Below are 22,410 nucleotides of genomic sequence, written 5' to 3' on the forward strand. Positions count from 1 at the left end.
TTAACTCAAAAATTAGAAAAATGAGTACTCAAAAATTTGCAACACAAGCATTACACGCAGGACATGACACTGCTAAAACAGGAGGGACAAGAGCAGTTCCTATTTATCAAACTACTTCATACGTTTTTGACGATTCGGATGACGCAGCAGGACGCTTTAATCTGTCTGTCCCTGGATTTATTTATACACGTTTAAATAATCCAACAAACGATGTTTTAGAACAACGTATTGCAGCTCTAGAAGGTGGTATTGCAGCAGTAGCAACTGCTTCCGGAACAGCTGCCATTTCTACAACATTATTAACCTTATTAAAAGCAGGAGATCATATTGTGGCTTCTAGTAGTTTGTATGGTGGTACCTATAATCTATTAAGCGTAACCTTACCACGACATGGTATTACAACCACATTTGTTGATCCTTCTGATCCAGAAAATTTTAGTAAAGCAGCTCAAGAAAATACAAGAGCTGTATTTGTAGAGTCTTTGGGTAATCCAAAATTGGATGTTTTGGATTTAGAGGCTATTTCTAAACATGCAAAAGCCCATAAAGTGCCATTAATTGTGGATAATACAGTTGCAACACCTTACTTGTTAAATCCAATTGAATATGGTGCAAATATAGTCATCCATTCGCTTACAAAATATATTACAGGTAATGGAACTTCTTTAGGAGGTATCATTATAGATGCAGGAACTTTTGACTGGACTAATGGTAAGTTTCCAGAATTTACAGAGCCTTCTGCTGGATACCATGGTTTAGTCTATAGTGATGTTATTGGACCAGCAGCGTTTATAGCAAAGGTAAGAATTGAAGGTTTACGTGATTATGGTGGCGCTTTAAGTCCTTTTAATGCATTTCAGATTATTCAAGGATTAGAAACCTTAGAATTAAGAATTTTAAAACACTCTCAAAATGCTTTACAATTAGCTAAATGGTTACAAGAACAGCCAGAAGTAACTTGGGTAAATTATCCAGGATTGCAAACTAGTAAGTACAATACGTTAGCTAAAAAATATTTGCCTAATGGACAAAGTGGTGTGGTGACATTTGGAGTTGAAGGTGGTTTTGAATCGGCTAAAAAAATAGCAGATACGACTAAGTTATTTTCACTATTGGCTAATATTGGTGACACTAAATCACTAATTATTCATCCTGCAAGTACAACGCATCAACAACTAAGTGATGAAGCGCAACAAGCCACAGGAGTTACAAAAGACTTAATCAGATTGTCGGTTGGAATAGAAAATATAGACGATTTAAAAGCAGATTTAAAAGAGGCTTTTGCTGTTGTAAACAAAACCGTTTTAGCTTAGACCTAATTTAATTTTAATTTTTTAACCCGAAATAACGTCACACTTTTTAGTTGCCATTTTAAAGTGTGAAGGTTATTTCTAAAGTGATTTTATATGAGTGATTTAAAATTTACAGTAACAGGAAACAGTACTTCTGCTACTCAATTTATAGGACAAGCTAGACAGTTTAAATTAGTGGTTGATGAACCAGATACTTTAAATGGAGCAGATCAAGGTCCAAACCCTGTCGAGTATATTTTAGCAGGTTTTGCAGGTTGCGTAAATGTAGTTGGACACCTAGTAGCAAAAGAGCTTGGTTTTAAAATAGAAAAACTTGATATCGAAGTTTCAGGACAAATCAATCCAAATAAATTCTTAGGAATCTCGCAAGACGAGCGTGCTGGTTTTAAAACAATAGAACTAAACCTAATCCCTAAAACAGATGCAAGTATAGAAACACTTGCAAAATGGTTAGAGATTGTTGAGGCACGTTGTCCTGTAAGAGACAATTTGTCAAATAAAACGCCAATAAAAATAGCTGTTGAAAAAGAATATAGTTTAAAGTAAAATGGAGGATTTAAAATATATAAATATCCCTGAGTTTGTTAACAATAATGGTAAGACATCAGATATTAAGTTGTCTTACCAATTATTTGGCAGACCATTACATACAGCACCAATTATATTGGTTAATCATGCACTTACTGGTAATTCTAATGTGGTTGGAGACCAAGGATGGTGGAATGATTTAATAGGTGATAATAAATGTATTGATACCTTACATTATACCATTTTAGCTTTTAATATTCCAGGTAATGGTTATGATAATCTAGAAGAAAATCTGATACATAATTACCAGGAATTTACAGCTAGAAACATAGCCGAAATTTTTGCTTTAGGACTTCAACATTTATTAATTAATAAATTGTATGCCATCATTGGAGGTTCCGTTGGAGGAGGAATAGCTTGGGAGTTAGCTGTTTTAAAACCAAACTTAGCACAGCATGTAATACCAATTGCTACAGATTGGAAAGTGACGGATTGGATTACCGCAAATTGCCATATTCAGGACGCAATCTTAAACAATTCAAATCAGCCTTTAAAAGATGCGAGAATGCACGCTATGACTTTATATCGTACGCCAGAATCTTTGACAAAAAAGTTTTCTCGTGGTAAAAATTCACAATCTTTATTTAAAGTCCAAAGTTGGTTAAGTTATCATGGAGACCAGTTGGATAGCAGATTTCATTTGTCAGCTTATAAATTAATGAATCAAATTCTAAAGACTATTGATATAACAAAAGGACGATTACCTTTTAAAGACGTGGCTTCAGTTATTAAAGGTCACGTACATATTATAACAATTAATAGCGATTTGTTTTTTAAGGCTGATGAAAACTGGGAAACTTATATTGATTTAAAATCAGTCAAGCAAAATGTAACTATTGGTGAGATTAAATCACTGCATGGTCATGATGCTTTTTTAATAGAATTTGATCAGTTGTCTAGATTATTAAACCCAATTTTTAAAAGTAAAGAAGTGTCAATAAACAAATTTGAAGCAGTATTAAAAAAGTGTGTATGAGTAGTATCAGAGAAGTCATTAAAAAACAAATTTTAGTGCTTGATGGTGCTATGGGTACCATGTTACAACGCTATAATTTTACTGAAGAAGATTTTAGAGGCGAGCGTTTTAAAGACTATCCAACATCTTTAAAAGGAAATAATGATTTACTGTCATTAACCCAACCCAATGCTATTGCGGACATACATCGTAAGTATTTTGAAGCTGGTGCTGATATAGTTGAAACTAATACGTTTTCTGGTACAACCATCGCTATGGCAGATTACGACATGGAAGATTTAGTATACGAACTTAATTTTGAATCGGCTAAAATTGCTAAATATGTTGCTACGGAATTCACTAATAAAAATCCCGAAAAACCTCGTTTTGTAGCAGGAAGCATTGGGCCAACTAATCGTACTGCAAGCCTTAGTCCTGATGTTAACAGACCAGAATTTAGAGCTGTGACTTTTGATGAGTTACGTATAGCTTATAAGCAACAAGTAGAAGCATTAATAGATGGAGGAGTAGACTTATTGCTAGTCGAAACTATTTTTGACACTTTAAATGCAAAAGCAGCATTATTTGCAATTGAAGAAGTAAAAGAAGAACAAAATATAGACATTCCAATTATGGTTTCTGGGACCATTACAGATGCTTCTGGTCGTACGCTGTCAGGTCAAACAGTTGAGGCTTTTTTAGCTTCAATTTCTCACGTGCCTTTATTAAGTGTTGGCTTTAACTGTGCTTTAGGCGCAAAGCAATTACAACCTTATTTAAAACGTCTATCAAATCAAACAGATTTTTACACGTCTGCACATCCAAACGCTGGATTACCAAATGCTTTTGGAGAATATGATCAAACTCCAGAAGAAATGAAAAACTTAATTGAAGAATATTTAAAAGACGATTTAATTAATATTATTGGAGGTTGCTGTGGGACAAATCCAGAACATATTAAAGCAATTGCTCAGGTTGTAAAAAGCTATAAACCAAGACAAATAAAACAATTAGCATAATGGACGACTGCGACTGTCAAAAATATTTAACACTTTCTGGTTTAGAACCCTTAATTGTAACACCAGAAAGTAATTTTATAAACGTAGGAGAGCGTACCAATGTTACAGGTTCTAGAAAGTTTTTACGTTTAATAAAAGAAGAACAATATACCGAAGCTTTAGCTGTAGCAAGAGATCAGGTAGAAGGTGGTGCACAAATTTTAGATGTCAACATGGACGAAGGTATGTTGGATGGCGTTTATGCGATGACTACCTTTTTAAATCTCATTGCTTCAGAGCCAGATATTTCCAGAATCCCTATAATGATTGATAGCTCTAAATGGGAAATTATTGAGGCTGGTTTAAAGGTGGTTCAAGGTAAATCTGTTGTAAATTCTATAAGTTTAAAAGAAGGAGAAACCGAGTTTATACGTCAAGCTAAACTAGTAAAACGCTATGGAGCTGCTGTAATTGTAATGGCTTTTGATGAAAATGGTCAAGCAGATACGTATAAACGTCGTATTGAAATTTGTGAACGTTCTTATAAAATATTGGTTAATATTGTCAATTTTCCTGCACAAGATATCATTTTTGATCCCAATATTTTTCCTGTTGCCACCGGAATGGAAGAACATCGTAAAAATGCATTAGACTTTTTTAATGCTACAAAGTGGATTAGACAAAATTTACCATTTGCTAATGTGTCTGGTGGTGTAAGTAATGTGTCCTTTTCTTTTAGAGGAAACAATACTGTGCGTGAGGCTATGCATGCTTCATTTTTGTTTCATGCCATAAAAAACGGAATGAATTTAGGTATTGTAAACCCAACCATGTTGGAGATTTATGATGAAATTGATAAGGAGTTACTACAGTGTGTTGAAGACGTTTTGTTTGATAGACGTGAGGATGCTACTGAGCGTTTATTGGAGTTTGCCGAAACCGTAAAAGGCAATAAAAAAGAAACTACAGAAACGGTTCAGGAATGGAGAAATACCGACTTGCAAAGCAAAATCACACATGCTTTAGTAAAAGGAATTGATGCATTTATAATTGAAGATGTTGAAGAAGCAAGACAATCTGTTTCAAGACCCATTGAGGTTATTGAAGGACATTTAATGCAAGGTATGAGTGTTGTTGGAGATTTATTTGGAAGCGGAAAAATGTTTTTGCCACAAGTAGTAAAATCGGCTAGAGTCATGAAAAAAGCTGTAGCTTATTTACAGCCATTTATTGAGGCTGAAAAAGATGGAAAACAAGCCTTTGCTGGAAAAATTTTAATGGCAACTGTAAAAGGAGATGTTCATGATATTGGTAAAAATATTGTGAGCGTGGTTTTAGGTTGTAATAATTACCAGATTATAGATCTAGGAGTTATGGTTCCGCCAGAAAAAATAATTGATACTGCTATTAAAGAGCAGGTAGATATTATTGGTTTAAGTGGTTTAATCACACCATCCTTAGACGAAATGGTTTATGTGTCCAAAGAAATGGAAAAACAAAACCTAGATATACCCTTAATTATTGGAGGAGCAACGACGTCTAAAGCACATACGTCTGTCAAAATTGCACCTCATTATAAAGATGCTGTGGTACATATTAATGATGCCTCAAGAGCTGTAACTGTTGTTGGTGAATTATTAAATAAAAACAATGTTGTTTATAAAGAGCAGATTAGGGAAGAATATGAAGTCTTTAGAGAAAATTTTTTAAACAGAACTAAACAAAAAGACTACATAAGTATTGAAGAGGCTAGAAATAGAAAGTATAAAATAGATTGGCAAACCTCTAAAATTGTCGAGCCAAAACAATTAGGAATTCAGATTATTGATGATTTTGATATTACAAAATTAGAAACGTTTATAGATTGGTCTCCTTTTTTAGAAGTTGGGATTTACATGGCAAGTATCCTGATATTTTAACAGATAATGTTGTCGGAAGTCAAGCAACAGATTTGTTTATTGACGCTCAAGAATTATTAAAAAGAATTTTTGATGAAAAACTATTAAAAGCAAAAGCCATCTTTGGACTATTTCCTGCTAATACCATAAATGATGATGACGTTGAGGTAAGTTTGTCGCCTCGAGCGCAGTCGAGAGGTCTTACAAGTGAAGATAAAATTAAATTTATAACCTTACGTCAACAATTAAAGAAAAGAGAAGGCGTGCCTAATCATGCGTTAGCAGATTTTATTGCTCCAAAAGAAACAGGAATACAAGATTATATTGGTGCTTTTTGCGTGTCTACTGGTTTTGGTACAGCAGAATTAGCAGAGCAGTTTGAAGCTGATAATGATGATTATAATTCGATTATGATTAAAGCGTTAGCAGATAGATTAGCCGAAGCTTTTGCAGAATATCTACATAAAGAAGTAAGAACAAAACATTGGGCTTATGCACAAGATGAAAGTTTAACTAACCAAGAATTAATTAAGGAAAGTTATAAAGGCATTCGTCCAGCTCCTGGTTATCCTGCGTGTCCAGATCATTTAGAAAAGCAAACCATTTGGAAGCTATTAAACGTGGAAGAAAATATTGGTGTAAAACTTACCGAAAGTCTTGCTATGTGGCCTGCAGCAAGTGTAAGTGGTTATTATTTTGGTAATCCTGAGGCTAAGTATTTTGGCTTAGGAAAAATCAAGAAAGATCAATTATTAGATTATTCAAAACGAAAAAATATTAGCATAGAAGAAGCTACCAAATGGCTAAACCCAAATTTAGCAGACTAGTGCGTTAGCGATTGATGTGGCATCCTTTTTACGTCAGTTTGAGTGATACGACGTTAGGAGTATTGTAACGAGAACAAGTAAAAAGATATAACGGAAAGCGCGACCCTTGTGGTAACGCCATAAAAGTAACTGAGATATAATTTTAGGTAATACATGAAAGTAACAGAACACATAATTAGAGGTGAAGGGAAAACGCAATTTTCGTTCGAGATTTTACCGCCTTTAAAAGGACAACATATCCAATCTATTTTTGATAATATTGATCCCTTAATGGCATTTAATCCACCTTTTATTGATGTTACGTACCATCGTGAGGAGTATCATTATAAGGATTTGGGTGATGGGTTGCTTAAAAAACAAGTGGTAAAAAAGCGTCCTGGAACCGTTGGTATTTGTGCTGCAATCCAAAATAAATATAACGTGGATGCCATTCCGCATATTTTATGTGGTGGTTTTACTAAAGAGGATACTGAGAATTTTTTGATTGATTTGGACTTTTTAAATATCGATAATGTTATGGCATTGCGTGGAGATGCTGTTAAAACCGAAACCTATTTTACGCCAGAAAAAGAAGGTCATGCGTATGCTAGTGATTTGGTAAAACAAATAACAGCTTTAAATGAAGCTAATTATTTGGATGATCAACTACTTAATTGTAGTGCGACGGATTTTTGTGTTGGTGTTGGTGCGTACCCAGAAAAACATATGGAAGCACCAAGTCTAGAAAGTGATATTCATTTTTTAAAAAAGAAGATTAAAAATGGTGCTGAATATGTGGTGACACAAATGTTTTTTGATAATCAAAAGTATTTTCGGTTTGTAAATAAATGCAGAAACGAAGGGATTACTGTGCCTATTATTCCTGGTTTAAAACCAATATCAACTTTAAAGCAGTTAAATGTTATTCCGCATCGTTTTCATGTGGATTTGCCAGAAGCTTTAATTAAAAGTATTATTAAATGTAAAACTAATGTTGAGGTTAGACAAGTTGGTATTGAGTGGTGTATCCAGCAATCTTTAGAGCTTAAAAAAGCAGGCATACCAATGTTGCATTACTACTCGATGGGAAAAAGTGATAATATTAAAGCAATTGCCGAAGCTGTTTTTTAATAACAAAAAACGCTTACTTTTGTAATATGCTTTCTAAGAAAACAAAATACGGAATTAAGGCTTTAGTACACTTAGCTAAAAAGGACCAACGTTGTCCTGTGCAAATTAGTACAATATCTTCAGCTGAAAATATTTCTCAAAAATTTTTAGAGACAATCCTGCTTACATTAAAAAAACGGGATTTTGGGTTCTAAAAAAGGAAAAGCAGGTGGTTATTACCTTTTAAAGGAACCTAAAAATGTTAGTATGGCAGATGTCATGCGTATTTTAGAAGGACCTATTGCAATGGTGCCTTGTGTAAGTTTAAATTTTTACGAAGCATGTAGTGATTGTCCAGATGAAACCATTTGCGCTGTTCACACCTTAATGGAAGAGGTTAGAGATAGTTCTCTTAAAATTTTTAACAACAAGACTTTAGCAGATTTTATTTAATTTATTTGTGCAAACAAGCTGCAAGCTATACATTTGCATTTAATCTACTATTCCGATAGGAATTAAAGAGTAATTGAATTTAGATATGATTTTAGATGCGTTTTTTAAAGTAGAAAACAAAAAGAAGGAAGCTAAGTCATCCGAAGAGAACATTAATAGAAGCATCCTTAAAACAATAAGTTGGAGAGTTATTGGTACGTTAGATACTTTAGTAATTACCTATTTTATTACTGGCACTTTACAAATGGCTTTAAGTATTGGTTTTATAGAGTTTTTTTCTAAAATGTTACTTTACTTTTTTCATGAACGTGCTTGGAACAAAATTAAATTAGGAAAATGATACAAATAGATATAGATAGTATTAACCAAAAATTAAAAAATAAAACACCACAGGAGATTGTCAATTGGGCTATTAGTATTGCCAAAAATCCTTTGGTTACTACTAATTTTAGACCTTATGAAGCTGCAATATTACATTTAGTATCCAATCAAAAAAAGGATATAAAGGTAATTTGGTGCGACACAGGATATAATACGCCTAATACCTATAAACATGCCGAGTCGGTTATTAATACCCTAAATTTAAACGTAAGACTTTATGTGCCAAAACAGACTGTTGCACATCGTGATGTCGTTTTAGGTATTCCTGATGTAAATGATCCCAATCATAAACTATTTACAGAACAAGTTAAGCTAGAGCCATTTACTAGAGCATTTTTAGAGCATAAACCAGATGTTTGGTTTACCAATTTGCGTAAAGGTCAAACTGCTTTTAGAGATAGTATTGATGTTGTATCTGTGGATAAAAATGGCGTAATTAAAGTTAGTCCTTTTTATAATTTTACAGATGAAAGCCTTGATGCATATCTTGAAAAACATCAACTACCAAACGAGTTTAAATACTTTGATCCAACTAAAGTTTTAGGTAATAGAGAATGCGGTTTACACGCATAAATGATAAATAAAATAATGAAAAATACCTCACAAATAAATCCGTTAGAAAACGAAGCTATTTATATTTTTAGAGAAGTGGCAGCACAATTTGAAAAACCAGTTTTACTGTTTTCTGGAGGAAAAGATTCTATAACATTAGTAAGATTAGCTCAAAAGGCATTCTATCCTGCTAAAATTCCGTTTCCATTAATGCATATAGACACAGGTCATAATTTTCCTGAAACTATAGCCTTTAGAGACCGTTTGGTCAAAGAATTAGGTTTAGAATTAATAGTGAGAAATGTTCAAGACTCTATTGATCAAGGAAAAGTTAAAGAAGAATCTGGACGATACGCAAGCCGAAACCAATTACAAACAACAACACTTTTAGATGCTATTGAAGAGTTTAAATTTGATGCGTGTATTGGAGGAGCCAGACGTGATGAGGAAAAAGCAAGAGCAAAAGAACGTATCTTTTCAGTAAGAGATGATTTTGGACAATGGGACGAAAAAAATCAACGTCCAGAATTATTTGACATGCTAAATGGACAAATAGAATTGGGACAAAATGTACGTGTATTTCCTATTTCTAATTGGACGGAATTAGATGTTTGGTCTTATATAGAGAAAGAAAAAATTGAAATTCCTTCTATTTATTTTGCACATACAAGAGCTACTTTTTTAAGAGATGGATTAATATGGTCTGCTGACGATGATGTTGTGTATAGAGATAAAGATGAAGAAGTGATTGAAAGAATTGTTCGTTTTAGAACCGTTGGAGATATGAGTTGCACAGCAGCTGTCTTATCCGAAGCTTCAGATATATCTAGTGTAGTACAAGAGATTCGTGATTCTTCAATATCAGAGCGAGGTGCCAGAATAGATGATAAGCGTTCTGAAGCTGCAATGGAGAAACGAAAGCAACAAGGGTATTTTTAGAGAAGCCTTTTCTTTCCTTGAAAAAGTAATATTTAATTTAATAATAAAAACTTCATTTTGAAGTCAAACATATAATATGGACGTATTAAAAATAGCAACAGCAGGTAGCGTTGATGATGGAAAAAGTACATTAATTGGAAGATTATTGTACGATACAAAATCACTTACTTCAGACAAATTAGAAGCTATAAAAAATAAAAGTCAACAACTAGGTTATGATTATTTAGATTTTTCTTTGGCTACAGATGGTTTAGTTGCCGAGAGAGAACAGGGAATCACTATTGATGTTGCACATATTTATTTTTCTACAGTTAACAAAAGTTACATCATTGCAGATACTCCAGGTCATGTTGAGTATACTAGAAATATGGTAACTGGTGCGTCAACGTCTCAAGCAGCTATTGTCTTAATAGATGCGCGTAAAGGAGTGATTGAGCAAACTAATCGTCATTTTTTTATCAATAATTTATTACGAATTAAGACCGTTATTGTAGCTATAAATAAGATGGATCTAGTTGATTTTTCTGAAGAGAGATATAATGAGATAAAATCTGAATTTGAAGTTTTGATGAGCAAACGAGACTATCAAGACCAAAACATTAAATTTATTCCAGTAAGTGCTTTAAAAGGTGATAATGTTGTTAATAAATCAGAAAATACACCTTGGTATACTGGTGAAACATTATTGGAACATTTGGAAAATATTAATCAAAAAGATGTATTAAATTCAGGAACACCTCGGTTTCCTGTGCAGTATGTTATTCGTCCTAAAACCGAAGAATTTCACGATTTTAGAGGTTATGCTGGTAAGGTTTATGGAGGTGAATTAAGTGTTGGAGATGAGGTTGTTATTCTTCCTTCTCAGACTAAATCCAAAATTAAAGAGATTCATTTTTATAATCAAAAAGTACAAACTGCATCAAGACGCTCGTCGGTATTAATTACTTTAGATGATGATGTAAATATTAGTAGAGGAGACATGATTGTTAAAGCTAACGATTTACCTGTTATTGATAAACAATTTACAGCGACCATTTCTTGGATGGATTCTCAAAATTTAGCCACAGGTAATAGGTATGTTATACAACATGGTGTTAACAAAGTATTAGCAAAAGTGGATACCATTCATCATAAAATAAATCCTGATTATTCTGGGATTGATCAGTCTGCACAGGTGTTAAACATGAATGATATTGCATCAGTGACTTTTAAATTAAATAAGCCTATATTTTATGATGCATTTAAAGACCATAGGACAAATGGTTCTTTTATTATTATAGATAGTAAATCTAATAATACGGTAGGTGCAGGATTTATACAATAGTAATTATTAAATAAATACAATGTATTATCTAAGTAATTGCTATTATTTTAAATAGTTAAACTCCTATTACAAATACGCTAAATAGTCTAAAATTAGAAGTAACTTTATAGCCTCAAATATAAATAGGTTATGCAGGAGACGTTACAAATTCCATTTAGGTTTAAAGAGAAGGTAGAAGACTTAGCAAAAGAGTTGTTTTATTGTGCGTTAGAGACTTCTGACCAACAGGAACAGCTTTTTAAAAATATTAAAGATGCCTTTTTTTATGTTTCTCAGGCATTAGATTGCGGTGTTTGTAATACAAAATGGGATCAGTTTAAAACAGGAGTTAAAGCTTTAAAACCAAAATTACAATTGGATGCAGAAGCGGCTTATAATAATGATCCTGCAGCAAAAAGTGTTAAAGAAGTTTATTTAGCTTACCCTGGATTTTACGCTATAGCAATGTATAGATTAAGTCATATTTTATGGCAATTAGATGTGCCTGTTTTACCACGTATGATATCGGAATATGCGCATGGTATAACTGGTGCAGATATACATCCTGGTGCTACTATTGGAGACTCATTTTTTATAGATCATGCTACAGGAGTTGTTATTGGAGAAACAGCAATTATACATAACAATGTCATTATTTATCAAGGAGTAACTCTTGGTGGTATTAAAGTCGAAAAAGCTTTAGAAAACACCAAAAGGCATCCAACAATTAAGGATAATGTTACCATTTATGCCAATGCCACTATATTAGGAGGTGACGTTATTATTGGAGAAGGTTCTGTAATTGGAGCTAATGTATGGATTACTAAATCTATTCCAGAACAATCTTTAGTCACTTACAAATCAGATATTAAAATCACCAATAAGTACAGCAAATGAGTATTTTAAAACAAATAGGTAACACACCATTAGTAGAAGCCACTAATTTAGTATCAAAACCTAACGTTAAGTTGCTTTTAAAACTAGAAGGTGATAATCCAGGCGGAAGTGTAAAAGATAGACCTGCTTATAATATGATTGCTGAAGCTGTAAAACGTGGCGACATAAAAAAAGGAGGACATATAGTAGAAGCTACAAGTGGTAACACTGGTATAGCTTTGGCTTATGTAGCCAGTTTATTTGGGATTAATATTTCTTTAGTAATGCCAGAAAACTCCACTATCGAGCGTGTCAAAACAATGCGTGCTTATGGAGCAGAGGTTGTTTTAACAGATGCCCAACGTGGTATTGAAGGCTCAAGAGATATTGCTTTTAAAATGAGAGATGAAAAAGGTTATTTATTGCTAAATCAATTTGAAAATAACGACAACTGGAAAGCGCATTATAAAACCACAGGTCCAGAAATTTGGAGAGACACAAAAGGAGAAGTGACGCACTTTGTGTCTGCAATGGGTACTACAGGAACCATTATGGGAACTTCAACATTTTTAAAAGAACAAAATAAAGACATTCAAATAATAGGTGCGCAACCAGCCGATGGATCTAGTATACCAGGCATCCGTAAATGGTCTCCAGACTACGTACCAAGTATTTTTAATCCATCTAAAGTTGATCAAGTTATCGAAGTTAGTCAAGAAGAAGCAACAGCAATGACTAAAAGATTAGCAAAGGAAGAAGGTATCTTAGCTGGTATGAGTAGTGGTGGATCTGTAGCGACCGCTTTAAAATTAATCGAAACTTTAGATCAAGGCGTTGTCGTTGCAATTATTTGCGACAGAGGTGACCGTTATTTGTCTTCTACCTTATTTGATTAGTAATATGCGTTAACGCTGTTTATAATTTAATTACTTTTGCGACCTAATTACAGTGTTAATGAAGTCTTATTTTAGTTGTTTATTTTTATGTTGTGTCTTTTTAGCTACAGCACAACAAGAAAAAAATCCGTTTACCTTAGATGCTAATTTTTTCTATGGAAATATAACAGAGCATAACAGTGATATTCTCACATTTAATAAAAGGACACCCAACTGGTTTTATTTTAAGTTACAATAAAAAGACATTTGGTCAAAATGCTTGGGAAAGCAGATATAATTATCCAGATTATGGAGCGTCAATTATTTATCAGGATTTTAAAAATGAAACGTTAGGCAATAACCTTGGTGTCTATGCGCATTATAATTTTTACTTTTTAAAACGAAACTTAGTATTCAGAATAGGTCAAGGCTTAGCATACAATTCTAATCCGTATGATAAGGTAGATAATTACCGTAATAATGCATTTGGTACGCGCTTGTTAAGCAGTACTTATGTGATGCTTAATTATAAAAAAGAAAATATTTTTCAAGGATTTGGATTACAAACGGGTTTATCTTTAATCCATTACTCAAACGCTAACATTAAAGCACCAAACAGCTCTATAAATAGTATTACATTAAATTTAGGAGTTAATTATCTTTTGGATTCAAATAATTCACCAGAATATATCAAGCATATTGACGAGGCATTTACAGAAAAAGTAAAGTATAATTTTGCTATCAGAACAGGTGTTAACGAAAGTGATATTATAGATTCTGGACAATACGTTTTTTACATTGTTTCTGCATATGCAGATAAGCGTTTAAATAAAAAAAGTGCCATACAATTAGGGACAGATGTCTTTTTCTCTAATTTTTTAAAAACACATATTAGATATAAATCGGTTGCCTTTCCTTTAGATAATGTCTCTGGAGACGAAGATTATAAACGTGTTGGTGTTTTTGTAGGTCATGAGTTATTTATTAGTAAAACATCATTAATTACACAACTAGGTTACTATGTGTATTACCCATTTGATTTTGAAGGTCGTGTTTATAATAGAGTAGGTTTAAAACGCTATTTTGGAGATAAAATTTATGGAGCTTTAACTCTTAAATCTCATGGTGCCAAAGCAGAAGCAGTAGAATTAGGAATAGGAATAAGATTATAAGATGAAAAAAATAATATACATACTATCAGTAATAGTTCTATTTAGTTGTGATTCTGAAAACGCACCAGATTGTTTTCAAAATTCGGGAGATATCGTACAGCAAGAAATTGCTGTAGATGGGTTTACCAAGATTACGGTATATGAAAATATCGAATTATTTATAGAACAAGGTCTGACGCAAAAAGTAGTTTTAGAAACTGGAGAAAACTTAGCAAACGATGTTGATGTCTATGTAGAAAATGGACGATTGATTTTAAAGGACAATAACGGTTGTAATTTAACAAGGGATTATGGGATTACTAAAATATATGTTACCACACCTAACGTGACAGAAGTTAGAAACAGTAGTAATTTAGACGTACATAGTATTGGTGTTTTAAATTTTCCAGACTTAAAGTTGTATTCTGAAGATGATTCTGGAGATTATTACAATGTAGGTGTTTTTAATATGGAAGTTAATTGTACCGATTTAGTAGTGGTAATTAATAATATAACTACAAATATAATCTCTGGTACAACAGAGAATTTAAGAGTTAATCATGCGTCTGGTAATGGTCGTTTTGAAGGACGCTATTTAATAGCTCAAAATGTAACCATTTATCATCGTGGTACAAATGATATCATAGTAAATCCGCAACTTAGCTTAATAGCTAGTTTGGTTAGTACAGGAGATGTTATCGCTGTTAATACACCACCAACAGTTACAATTTCGCAACAATTTGATGGACAAGTAATTTTTGAGTAACTAACTTGTTAGTTCTCTAAATAGACTTTCTAAACTTGCATTTTTTTGATTAAGTTGTAAAATCTTTAATTCGTTATCATGGGCAAAATCAAAGACATGACTACGCATATCTTCTGACGTTCCAAACGTGATTTCGTAAGTAAAATCGTGAATGTTTTTAACATGTTTTGCATTAGGTAATTTTAATAAAAAAGCGTCTTCAATTCTATAATCAAATTCCACAATAACAATTTGTTGCTGTCCATCGCGCAATTCTTTTAGCTTTTTGTTGGCAACAATTTCACCTTTATTAATAATAATAACACGATCGCACATGGCTTCAACTTCCTGCATAATGTGTGTAGATAAAAATACAGTTTTATCTTTTCCTAAATTTTTAATTAGATTTCTAATGTCAATTAATTGATTAGGATCTAAGCCTGTCGTAGGTTCGTCTAAGATTAAAACCTCAGGATTATGTAACAAGGCGTTTGCTAAACCAACACGTTGCCTGTAACCTTTGGATAGTTGTCCAATAGTTTTATGTGCCTCAGGTGTTAATCCAGTAAGCGTAATAACTTCTTCAATACGCGATTTGTCAACATTATAAACATTAGCGTTAAAGCTTAAATATTCTCTTACATATTGTTCTAAATACAAAGGGTTGTGTTCAGGTAAATAGCCAACACTTTTTTGTACATTTTTTGTGTCAGTTAAAATATGATGTCCATTAACTTCTGCATCGCCTGATGTAGGATTGATGTAGGTTGTTAAGATTTTCATCATTGTAGATTTTCCTGCGCCATTAGGACCTAAAAAACCGACAATTTCGGGACGATTAATTTCAAAAGAAATATTGTTTAAAGCCTTCTGCGAGCCATAAACCTTAGTTATGTTTTCTACTTTAATTGACATGGTTATAATCTTTACTCAAAAATAGACATTCTGTAATTTAAACCATAGATTATTAGTAAATCTTTAAATCTTTACTAAAAACCACAAAAATAGGTGCTTAGTGTTTTGTTATATCATTTTATTAGTTACTTTAGCAGTATTATTACAAACATGAGCACAATAAACAATACATATTTTAGCTGGTATTATTTCTTTTTTAACAAAAGGAACGAGACGCTGTATATGTAATTTAGCAACATATATTTTTTAAAAAAGTCTCGATATATATCGAGACTTTTTTTGTTTTAATAAGTCAGGATTACACAAAACAAATTAGGATAACTCAATTAAAAAAGAATACTAAATTGATAAAATCAGTAGCTATACAAGGTATTAAAGGATCATTTCATCACATTGTGTCTCAAAATTATTTTCAGACTAATATTAGTATTGTTCCGTTTATGTCTTTTGACCAAACTGTGGAAAGTGTCCTTAATAAACAGACAGATGCAGCAATAATGGCTATTGAAAACTCAATTGCAGGCTCCATTATACCTAATTATGCGCTAATAGATACTAATAATTTACACGTAGTAGGAGAGTATTATTTAGATATTCAGCACAACTTAATGGCTTTGCCAAATCAAAAGATTGAGGATATTGCAGAAGTATATTCTCATCCTATGGCTTTGTTGCAATGTAAAGCCTTTTTTAAGCAATATCCACATATCAAACTTATAGAAGATAAGGACACTGCAGAGGTTGCGGAACGTATTCATAATAAACAATTAAAAAATACAGGAGCTATTGCAAGTACTTTAGCTGCGCAGATATTTGAGCTAGATATTTTAGCAAAAAGCATCCAGACTATTAAGCATAACGAAACCCGTTTTGTTATTGTAAAACAAGATAATTCTGAGATCGCTGAAGCGGAAATTAATAAAGCGTCTATCAAATTTGAATTAGACCATAAAAGAGGAAGTTTAGCAACCATTTTAAATGTCATGAGTGATTGCAAATTAAACTTAACAAAAATACAGTCTTTGCCAATCATTGAAACTCCTTGGAAATATGCCTTTTTTGTGGATGTAACCTTTCAAGATTATCAAGATTTCAAAAAAGCAAAATCTATAATGGATATTATGGCCACCCATTTTAAAGTTATTGGTCAATATAAAAATGCAAAAAAATAATGAAAGTAGCTAACAGATTACATAGTGTAGAGGAATACTACTTTTCTAAAAAATTAAAGGAAGTCAATGCTTTAAAAGCAGCCGGAAAACCTATAATTAATTTAGGAATTGGAAGTCCAGATTTACAACCATCAAGCCAAGTTGTTGCAGCGTTAACAGCAGGTTTATTAGATGTTAATGCACATAAATATCAAAGCTATCAAGGTTTACCGGAGTTTAGACAAGCTATTTCAGAATTTTATAAAAAACAATATCAAACACAGATTAACCCAGAAACAGAAGTGTTACCATTAATGGGAAGTAAAGAAGGGATTATGCATATCTCTATGGCTTTTTTAAATGAAGGTGATAGTGTCTTGATCCCTAATCCAGGCTATCCTACATATGCAGCTGTGACTAAATTAGTAAAAGCTAATCCTATCGCTTATAATTTAGATGAAAGCAATAATTGGCTACCTAATTTAGACGAGATTGAAGCTTTAGATTTAACTAAAGTTAAACTAATGTGGATCAGTTATCCACATATGCCAACAGGAGCAAAGGCTAAAAAAACAGATTTAAAAAAGTTAGTAGATTTTGCTAAAAAGCATGATATATTGCTAATAAACGACAACCCTTATAGCTTTATTTTAAACGATAATCCGTTAAGTATTTTAAACATTGAAGGCGCAAAAGAGGTGTGTTTAGAGTTAAACTCACTTAGCAAAACATTTAACATGGCTGGTTGGAGAGTAGGTATGGTGTTAGGAAGTCAAGACCATATTAATGCAATTTTAAAAGTAAAAAGTAATATGGACTCTGGTATGTTTTATGGCATTCAAAAAGGCGCAATAACAGCACTAGAGAGCTCACAAGATTGGTTTGATAATTTAAACAAAGTGTATACAACACGTCGTAAATTAGTATGGCAATTGGCAGATAAATTAAACTGTACGTATGATAAAAATGCCTCAGGTTTATTTGTTTGGGCAAAAACACCAGAAGGTTACAAATCAGAAACATTTATAGATACATTGTTACACGATAAAAGCCTATTTATAACGCCAGGAACGGTTTTTGGAACACAAGGCGAAGGATATGTAAGATTTTCGTTATGTGCAACGACTGACCAAATAGAAGAAGCAATAGCAAGAGTATGATACAAAATATATACATAATTGGTGTAGGATTAATTGGTGGTAGCTTGGCTTTGGATATAAAAAATAAGCGTCCAGAAGTTACAGTTTATGGTATAGATAATTCTGAGGACCACTTAAATCAAGCTTTAGAGCTTGGTGTTATAGACCATAAAGCAGTTTTGGAGGATTTAGATAAGGCAGACTTAGTCGTGTTAGCTATTCCTGTGGATGCTTCAGTAATTGTTTTGCCTCAAGTATTAGATAAAATATCAGATTTTACGTTAGTAGCAGATGTTGGTTCGACTAAGTCAGATATATGTAAAGTTGTAGAAAATCATAAAAGACGACGCAATTTTTTAGCAATGCATCCTATTGCAGGAACGGAGTTTTCTGGACCAAAAGCAGCAATCAGAAATCTGTTTAATCAAAAAACAAATATCATTTGCGAAGTAGAAAAAACAGCTTTTAAATTACAAGAAAAAGCGGTTAGTTTATTTACAGACATTGGGATGCGCATGCGTTACATGAATCCCGAATCACATGATAAACACATCGCTTACGTATCGCATTTATCACACATTAGTGCGTTTATGCTAGGTAAAACGGTTATTGAAAAAGAAAAGAATGAGCGTGATATTTTTGATATGGCAGGTTCAGGATTTGAAAGTACTGTAAGATTAGCCAAAAGTAGTCCAGCCATGTGGACACCAATTTTTAAACAGAATAAAACTAATGTAGTCGAAACATTAGAAGATTACATTGCTAATTTAACACAGTTTAAAAAACTGATAGAAAATGATGACTTTGAAGGTGTTTTTAACGAAATGAAAGACACTAATTACATAAAACAAATATTAAACGGAATACAATAAATAGTAATACCTCTAAAATTTTAAATAATTTTGAGGCTTTAGATTAGAAGATTATGGAAAATAAAAAAGAAATGAGAAACTGGTTGGATGACATGAAGTTAGATCATCCATTAGTAATCGCTGGACCATGTAGTGCAGAGACAGAAGAGCAAGTATTAAAAATAGCACACGAGCTAAAAGATACTGACGTTAGCTATTTTAGAGCAGGTATATGGAAACCACGTACTAGACCAGGAATGTTTGAAGGTGTTGGTGCTTTAGGTTTAAATTGGCTTAAAAAAGTAAAAGAAGAAACAGGCATGAAAACCTGTACTGAAGTTGCTAATGCTGCACACGTAAAATTGGCTATCGAAAATGATGTTGATTTACTTTGGATTGGTGCACGATCTACAGTTAGTCCATTTATCATGCAAGAATTAGCAGATGCATTAGCCGGAACAGATAAAATTGTGTTGGTTAAAAATCCAGTAAATCCAGATTTAGCGTTATGGTTAGGTGGTATTGAAAGGTTATATACTGCAGGTATTAAAAACTTAGGTGCTATCCATAGAGGATTTTCTACTTACGAGAAAACTAAATATAGAAACATTCCAGAATGGCAAATTGCTATCGAGTTTCAAAACAGATTTCCAGATTTACCATTAATAAACGATCCGTCGCATATTACTGGAAAACGTGATATGGTTTTTGATGTCTCTCAAACAGCATTAGATTTAAATTTTGATGGATTAATGATTGAAACGCATACAGATCCTGATAACGCATGGAGTGATGCTGCACAGCAAGTTACACCTACATCATTAATTCAAATGATGGTAGATTTAAAGATTAGAAAAGAGTCTGATCCAGAAGCAGAATACAATCAAGAGTTAACTAACCTAAGAGCACAAATAGACGTTGTAGATAATCAAATTATCGAAGCTTTAGGTAAGCGTATGAAAATTGCTGACGGAATTGGAGGTCTTAAAAAGGAGAAAAATGTTGCGGTTTTACAAAGCAAACGTTGGAATGAGATTTTAGGAAAAATGGTTTTAGAAGGTGAGTCTAAAGGTTTAAGTGAAGAGTTTATTTTAAAAATGTTTAAAGCTATTCACCAAGAGTCTATTAATCATCAAGAAAAAATCATAAAAGGATAATTTATTATTAAAAAAGCCTCTTAAATTTAAGAGGCTTTTTTTAATATTTGTTTTTAAAGACTTCTTTTAAAAGTGTATCGTGTAATAAATATACCTTTACCATCTCCTTTTCCACCTTCACTTTCAACACCAGTGTTTATGAAGGCTAATTCCCATCCTTGTGCTACCATGTCATTAACTTTTGATGTCATAACAGCATCGTTAGCAGCTATATTTTGAAATCTAATTCCACCTAAATTATAAAAGTTTAATAACTTAGTTTCGTCATAATTTTTAACTCTGATTTCATTTCTTTTAGATTTGTTTTTTTCATCAGAATCTTTATCATCAGAGCGCACAGTTGTAAATTCTTTGTAATCTTTAGTTTCATTTGCAGATATCATTCTAGAACGACCTAAACCATTAGGTACAATAGATTCTACAACAGTCACAACCTTATACTCTACCTGACCACTTTTGTCAGATTTAGTAATAAATGAGAAAGAAATAAAGCCAACAATGGCTAATGCGATAAATAAATAGTTTTTTTTCATGATATAATTTATGTTAAGACACGAAGTTAATAAAAATTTTAAACCGACAAAGGATGCTATTTGGTACTGATTTTTGTTGGAATAGACCATAATAATTTTCATATTTGTAATAATGACAGGACGCGTATACAAATCCACAGGTAGCTGGTACACAGTAAAGACCCAATTAGGTCAAACTTACGAGTGTAGAATTAAAGGTAAGTTTAGACTTAAAGGAATTAAAAGCACAAATCCAATTGCTGTTGGAGACTTTGTGGACTTTGAATTAGATACAAAATCTGATCAAGAAACAGGTGTAATTAACACCATTCATGACAGGCAAAACTATATTGTCCGTAAATCCGTAAATCTATCCAAACAAACACACATTATTGCGTCAAATATTGACCAAGTGTTTTTATTAGTTACTATTGATAATCCACCAACATTTACGAGTTTTATAGATCGGTTTTTAGTAACAGCAGAGGCTTATGATATTAAAGCAGTTTTATTATTTAATAAAATTGATACTTACGATCAAGAGACTTTAGATGAGGTAAGGTATTTAGCTCATGTATACCGTCAAATTGGTTATGAATGTATAGGTATTTCGGCTACGACCGGAAAAAATCTAGAGCAAGTTAAAGGCTTAATGGAAGGGAAGGTAAGTATGTTTACTGGTCATTCTGGCGTTGGAAAATCAACATTGGTCAATGCCATAGAGCCAGCTTTAGACCTAAAAACTAAAGCCATATCCATGCAACACATGCAAGGTCAACACACTACAACTTTTGCAGAGATGTTTGACTTAAGTTTTGATGCTAAAATTATAGATACACCAGGAATTAAAGGGTTTGGTGTGGTAGATATGGAAAAAGAAGAAATTGGAGACTATTTTCCAGAATTTTTTGCCTTAAAACAAGATTGTAAGTTTAATAACTGTTTACATATCGAAGAACCTAAATGTGCTGTTAAAGATGCTTTAGAAAAAGATGAAATCGCAGTATCACGATATAAAAGTTATGTGCAAATTGTAGAAGGAGACGAGGAACATTACAGAACCGATATCTGGAATCAAGAATAAATGAAAGCAGTCATTCAAAGAGTTAGTAAAGCAAGCGTAACTATTGAAGGTGATTTAGTAGCTAATATTAACAGTGGACTACTAATTTTACTTGGGATTGTAGAGCAAGATACGCAAGATGATATTGATTGGTTAGTCAACAAAATTGCTAATTGTCGCATATTTAATGATGACAATCAAGTCATGAATAGATCATTAATAGACATAAATGGTGAGGCGTTGGTTGTAAGCCAATTTACACTACATGCAAGTACCAAAAAAGGAAATAGACCAAGTTATATCAAGGCAGCAAAACCTGATATTGCAATCCCTTTGTATGAAGCTTTTGTAAAGCAATTACAATCTGTTTTAGATAAACCTGTACAAACAGGTCAGTTTGGGGCAGACATGAAAGTGGAGTTGCTAAATGATGGTCCAGTAACTATCATTATAGATTCTAAAAACAAAGAGTAGCATGAAAAAAAGGTAATCACATTTTTTGTAGCAGCATTGTTTTATGGTGTTTTAGGATATCTAATTAATTATTTTGTAACATCTGATTATACAAATAATCAAATAATTAATATGTCTATCTTTTTTGGAGTGGCTATGGGTTTATTTGAAACTTTAGTTAGACCACTGATTTTTAAAACAAAAGCTAAGTAATAAAGTAAGCGTA

At 32.6% G+C, this 22,410-nt stretch carries 20 protein-coding genes and 3 pseudogenes; 21 read left to right on the forward strand and 2 right to left on the reverse strand.

From position 1 onward, the window contains the following. The first annotated feature begins 20 nt into the window (after window positions 1-20). The 15 genes and pseudogenes from AC0L3M_RS14665 (at window position 21) to AC0L3M_RS14735 (ending at window position 14,964) form a co-directional block, all read left to right on the forward strand. The gene (locus tag AC0L3M_RS14665; RefSeq protein ID WP_473431235.1) at window positions 21-1,313 is read left to right on the forward strand and encodes an O-acetylhomoserine aminocarboxypropyltransferase/cysteine synthase family protein; all 1,293 of its coding nucleotides are present in this window, start codon (window positions 21-23) and stop codon (window positions 1,311-1,313) included. A 93-nt stretch (window positions 1,314-1,406) separates the two neighbouring features. Further along, the gene (locus AC0L3M_RS14670; protein ID WP_473431236.1) at window positions 1,407-1,859 is read left to right on the forward strand and encodes an OsmC family protein; all 453 of its coding nucleotides are present in this window, start codon (window positions 1,407-1,409) and stop codon (window positions 1,857-1,859) included. Window position 1,860: 1 nt separating this feature from the next. Continuing rightward, window positions 1,861-2,877 carry an alpha/beta fold hydrolase gene (locus AC0L3M_RS14675; RefSeq protein ID WP_473431237.1) on the forward strand — a complete coding sequence of 339 codons (1,017 nt, stop codon included), beginning with the start codon at window positions 1,861-1,863 and terminating at the stop codon, window positions 2,875-2,877. Continuing rightward, entirely contained in the window at window positions 2,874-3,875 is a 1,002-nt protein-coding gene (locus AC0L3M_RS14680; RefSeq protein WP_473431238.1) for a homocysteine S-methyltransferase family protein, read from the forward strand. The genes AC0L3M_RS14675 and AC0L3M_RS14680 overlap by 4 nt, the downstream gene beginning before the upstream one ends. Then, a pseudogene (gene metH, locus AC0L3M_RS14685) lies at window positions 3,875-6,579 on the forward strand (methionine synthase). Before AC0L3M_RS14680 ends, metH begins: the two are co-directional and overlap by 1 nt. A 153-nt stretch (window positions 6,580-6,732) precedes the next feature. Further along, entirely contained in the window at window positions 6,733-7,689 is a 957-nt protein-coding gene (gene metF / locus AC0L3M_RS14690; RefSeq protein ID WP_473431239.1) for a methylenetetrahydrofolate reductase [NAD(P)H], read from the forward strand. Between the two features lie 26 nt (window positions 7,690-7,715). Beyond that, a pseudogene (locus AC0L3M_RS14695) lies at window positions 7,716-8,121 on the forward strand (RrF2 family transcriptional regulator). 85 nt (window positions 8,122-8,206) lie between these two features. Next, window positions 8,207-8,461, forward strand: coding sequence for a DUF2061 domain-containing protein (locus tag AC0L3M_RS14700; RefSeq protein ID WP_292947239.1), 255 nt, complete (start codon window positions 8,207-8,209; stop codon window positions 8,459-8,461). After that, window positions 8,458-9,075 carry a phosphoadenosine phosphosulfate reductase domain-containing protein gene (locus AC0L3M_RS14705; protein WP_473431240.1) on the forward strand — a complete coding sequence of 206 codons (618 nt, stop codon included), beginning with the start codon at window positions 8,458-8,460 and terminating at the stop codon, window positions 9,073-9,075. Before AC0L3M_RS14700 ends, AC0L3M_RS14705 begins: the two co-directional genes overlap by 4 nt. Before the next feature lie 15 nt (window positions 9,076-9,090). Beyond that, window positions 9,091-9,993, forward strand: coding sequence for a sulfate adenylyltransferase subunit CysD (cysD, locus tag AC0L3M_RS14710; protein WP_473431241.1), 903 nt, complete (start codon window positions 9,091-9,093; stop codon window positions 9,991-9,993). A gap of 76 nt (window positions 9,994-10,069) precedes the next feature. Further along, window positions 10,070-11,317 (forward strand): sulfate adenylyltransferase subunit 1, encoded by a 1,248-nt coding sequence (locus AC0L3M_RS14715; RefSeq protein WP_473431242.1) that lies wholly within the window; start codon window positions 10,070-10,072, stop codon window positions 11,315-11,317. A 129-nt stretch (window positions 11,318-11,446) separates the two neighbouring features. Beyond that, complete coding sequence (gene epsC, locus AC0L3M_RS14720) at window positions 11,447-12,193, forward strand: serine O-acetyltransferase EpsC (RefSeq protein ID WP_292947053.1); 747 nt, start codon at window positions 11,447-11,449, stop codon at window positions 12,191-12,193. Further along, the gene (gene cysM / locus AC0L3M_RS14725; protein WP_473431243.1) at window positions 12,190-13,068 is read left to right on the forward strand and encodes a cysteine synthase CysM; all 879 of its coding nucleotides are present in this window, start codon (window positions 12,190-12,192) and stop codon (window positions 13,066-13,068) included. The genes epsC and cysM overlap by 4 nt, the downstream gene beginning before the upstream one ends. A 58-nt stretch (window positions 13,069-13,126) precedes the next feature. Then, window positions 13,127-14,219, forward strand: a pseudogene (locus AC0L3M_RS14730) (acyloxyacyl hydrolase). A gap of 1 nt (window position 14,220) precedes the next feature. Then, entirely contained in the window at window positions 14,221-14,964 is a 744-nt protein-coding gene (locus tag AC0L3M_RS14735) for a head GIN domain-containing protein (RefSeq protein ID WP_145006244.1), read from the forward strand. On the opposite strand, the gene gldA is transcribed toward AC0L3M_RS14735, so the two are convergent. Continuing rightward, window positions 14,965-15,858, reverse strand: a complete 894-nt coding sequence (gene gldA / locus AC0L3M_RS14740; RefSeq protein WP_473431244.1) for a gliding motility-associated ABC transporter ATP-binding subunit GldA — start codon at window positions 15,856-15,858, stop codon at window positions 14,965-14,967. It abuts the gene before it with no gap. A 344-nt stretch (window positions 15,859-16,202) separates the two neighbouring features. On the opposite strand from gldA, the gene AC0L3M_RS14745 reads away from it, so the two are divergent. The 4 genes from AC0L3M_RS14745 to AC0L3M_RS14760 are packed head-to-tail and all read left to right on the forward strand — an operon-like array spanning window position 16,203 to window position 20,156. After that, window positions 16,203-17,030, forward strand: a complete 828-nt coding sequence (locus tag AC0L3M_RS14745; protein ID WP_473431245.1) for a prephenate dehydratase — start codon at window positions 16,203-16,205, stop codon at window positions 17,028-17,030. Next, on the forward strand, window positions 17,027-18,169 hold the full coding sequence (locus AC0L3M_RS14750; protein WP_473432516.1) for a pyridoxal phosphate-dependent aminotransferase: 1,143 nt from the start codon (window positions 17,027-17,029) through the stop codon (window positions 18,167-18,169). Before AC0L3M_RS14745 ends, AC0L3M_RS14750 begins: the two co-directional genes overlap by 4 nt. After that, the gene (locus tag AC0L3M_RS14755) at window positions 18,169-19,020 is read left to right on the forward strand and encodes a prephenate dehydrogenase (protein ID WP_473432517.1); all 852 of its coding nucleotides are present in this window, start codon (window positions 18,169-18,171) and stop codon (window positions 19,018-19,020) included. Before AC0L3M_RS14750 ends, AC0L3M_RS14755 begins: the two co-directional genes overlap by 1 nt. Window positions 19,021-19,073: 53 nt before the next feature. Continuing rightward, the gene (locus AC0L3M_RS14760; protein WP_145006257.1) at window positions 19,074-20,156 is read left to right on the forward strand and encodes a bifunctional 3-deoxy-7-phosphoheptulonate synthase/chorismate mutase type II; all 1,083 of its coding nucleotides are present in this window, start codon (window positions 19,074-19,076) and stop codon (window positions 20,154-20,156) included. Between the two features lie 53 nt (window positions 20,157-20,209). Here AC0L3M_RS14760 and AC0L3M_RS14765 read toward each other — a convergent pair whose 3' ends face one another. Then, window positions 20,210-20,689, reverse strand: coding sequence for a hypothetical protein (locus AC0L3M_RS14765; RefSeq protein ID WP_339809137.1), 480 nt, complete (start codon window positions 20,687-20,689; stop codon window positions 20,210-20,212). Window positions 20,690-20,801: 112 nt separating this feature from the next. Between AC0L3M_RS14765 and rsgA the strand changes: the two genes are divergently transcribed. Continuing rightward, on the forward strand, window positions 20,802-21,752 hold the full coding sequence (gene rsgA / locus AC0L3M_RS14770) for a ribosome small subunit-dependent GTPase A (protein ID WP_473431246.1): 951 nt from the start codon (window positions 20,802-20,804) through the stop codon (window positions 21,750-21,752). Next, the gene (gene dtd, locus AC0L3M_RS14775; protein ID WP_473431247.1) at window positions 21,753-22,205 is read left to right on the forward strand and encodes a D-aminoacyl-tRNA deacylase; all 453 of its coding nucleotides are present in this window, start codon (window positions 21,753-21,755) and stop codon (window positions 22,203-22,205) included. Window positions 22,206-22,410 lie beyond the last annotated feature (205 nt).

Source organism: Olleya sp. KJ81-1, assembly GCF_055808135.1.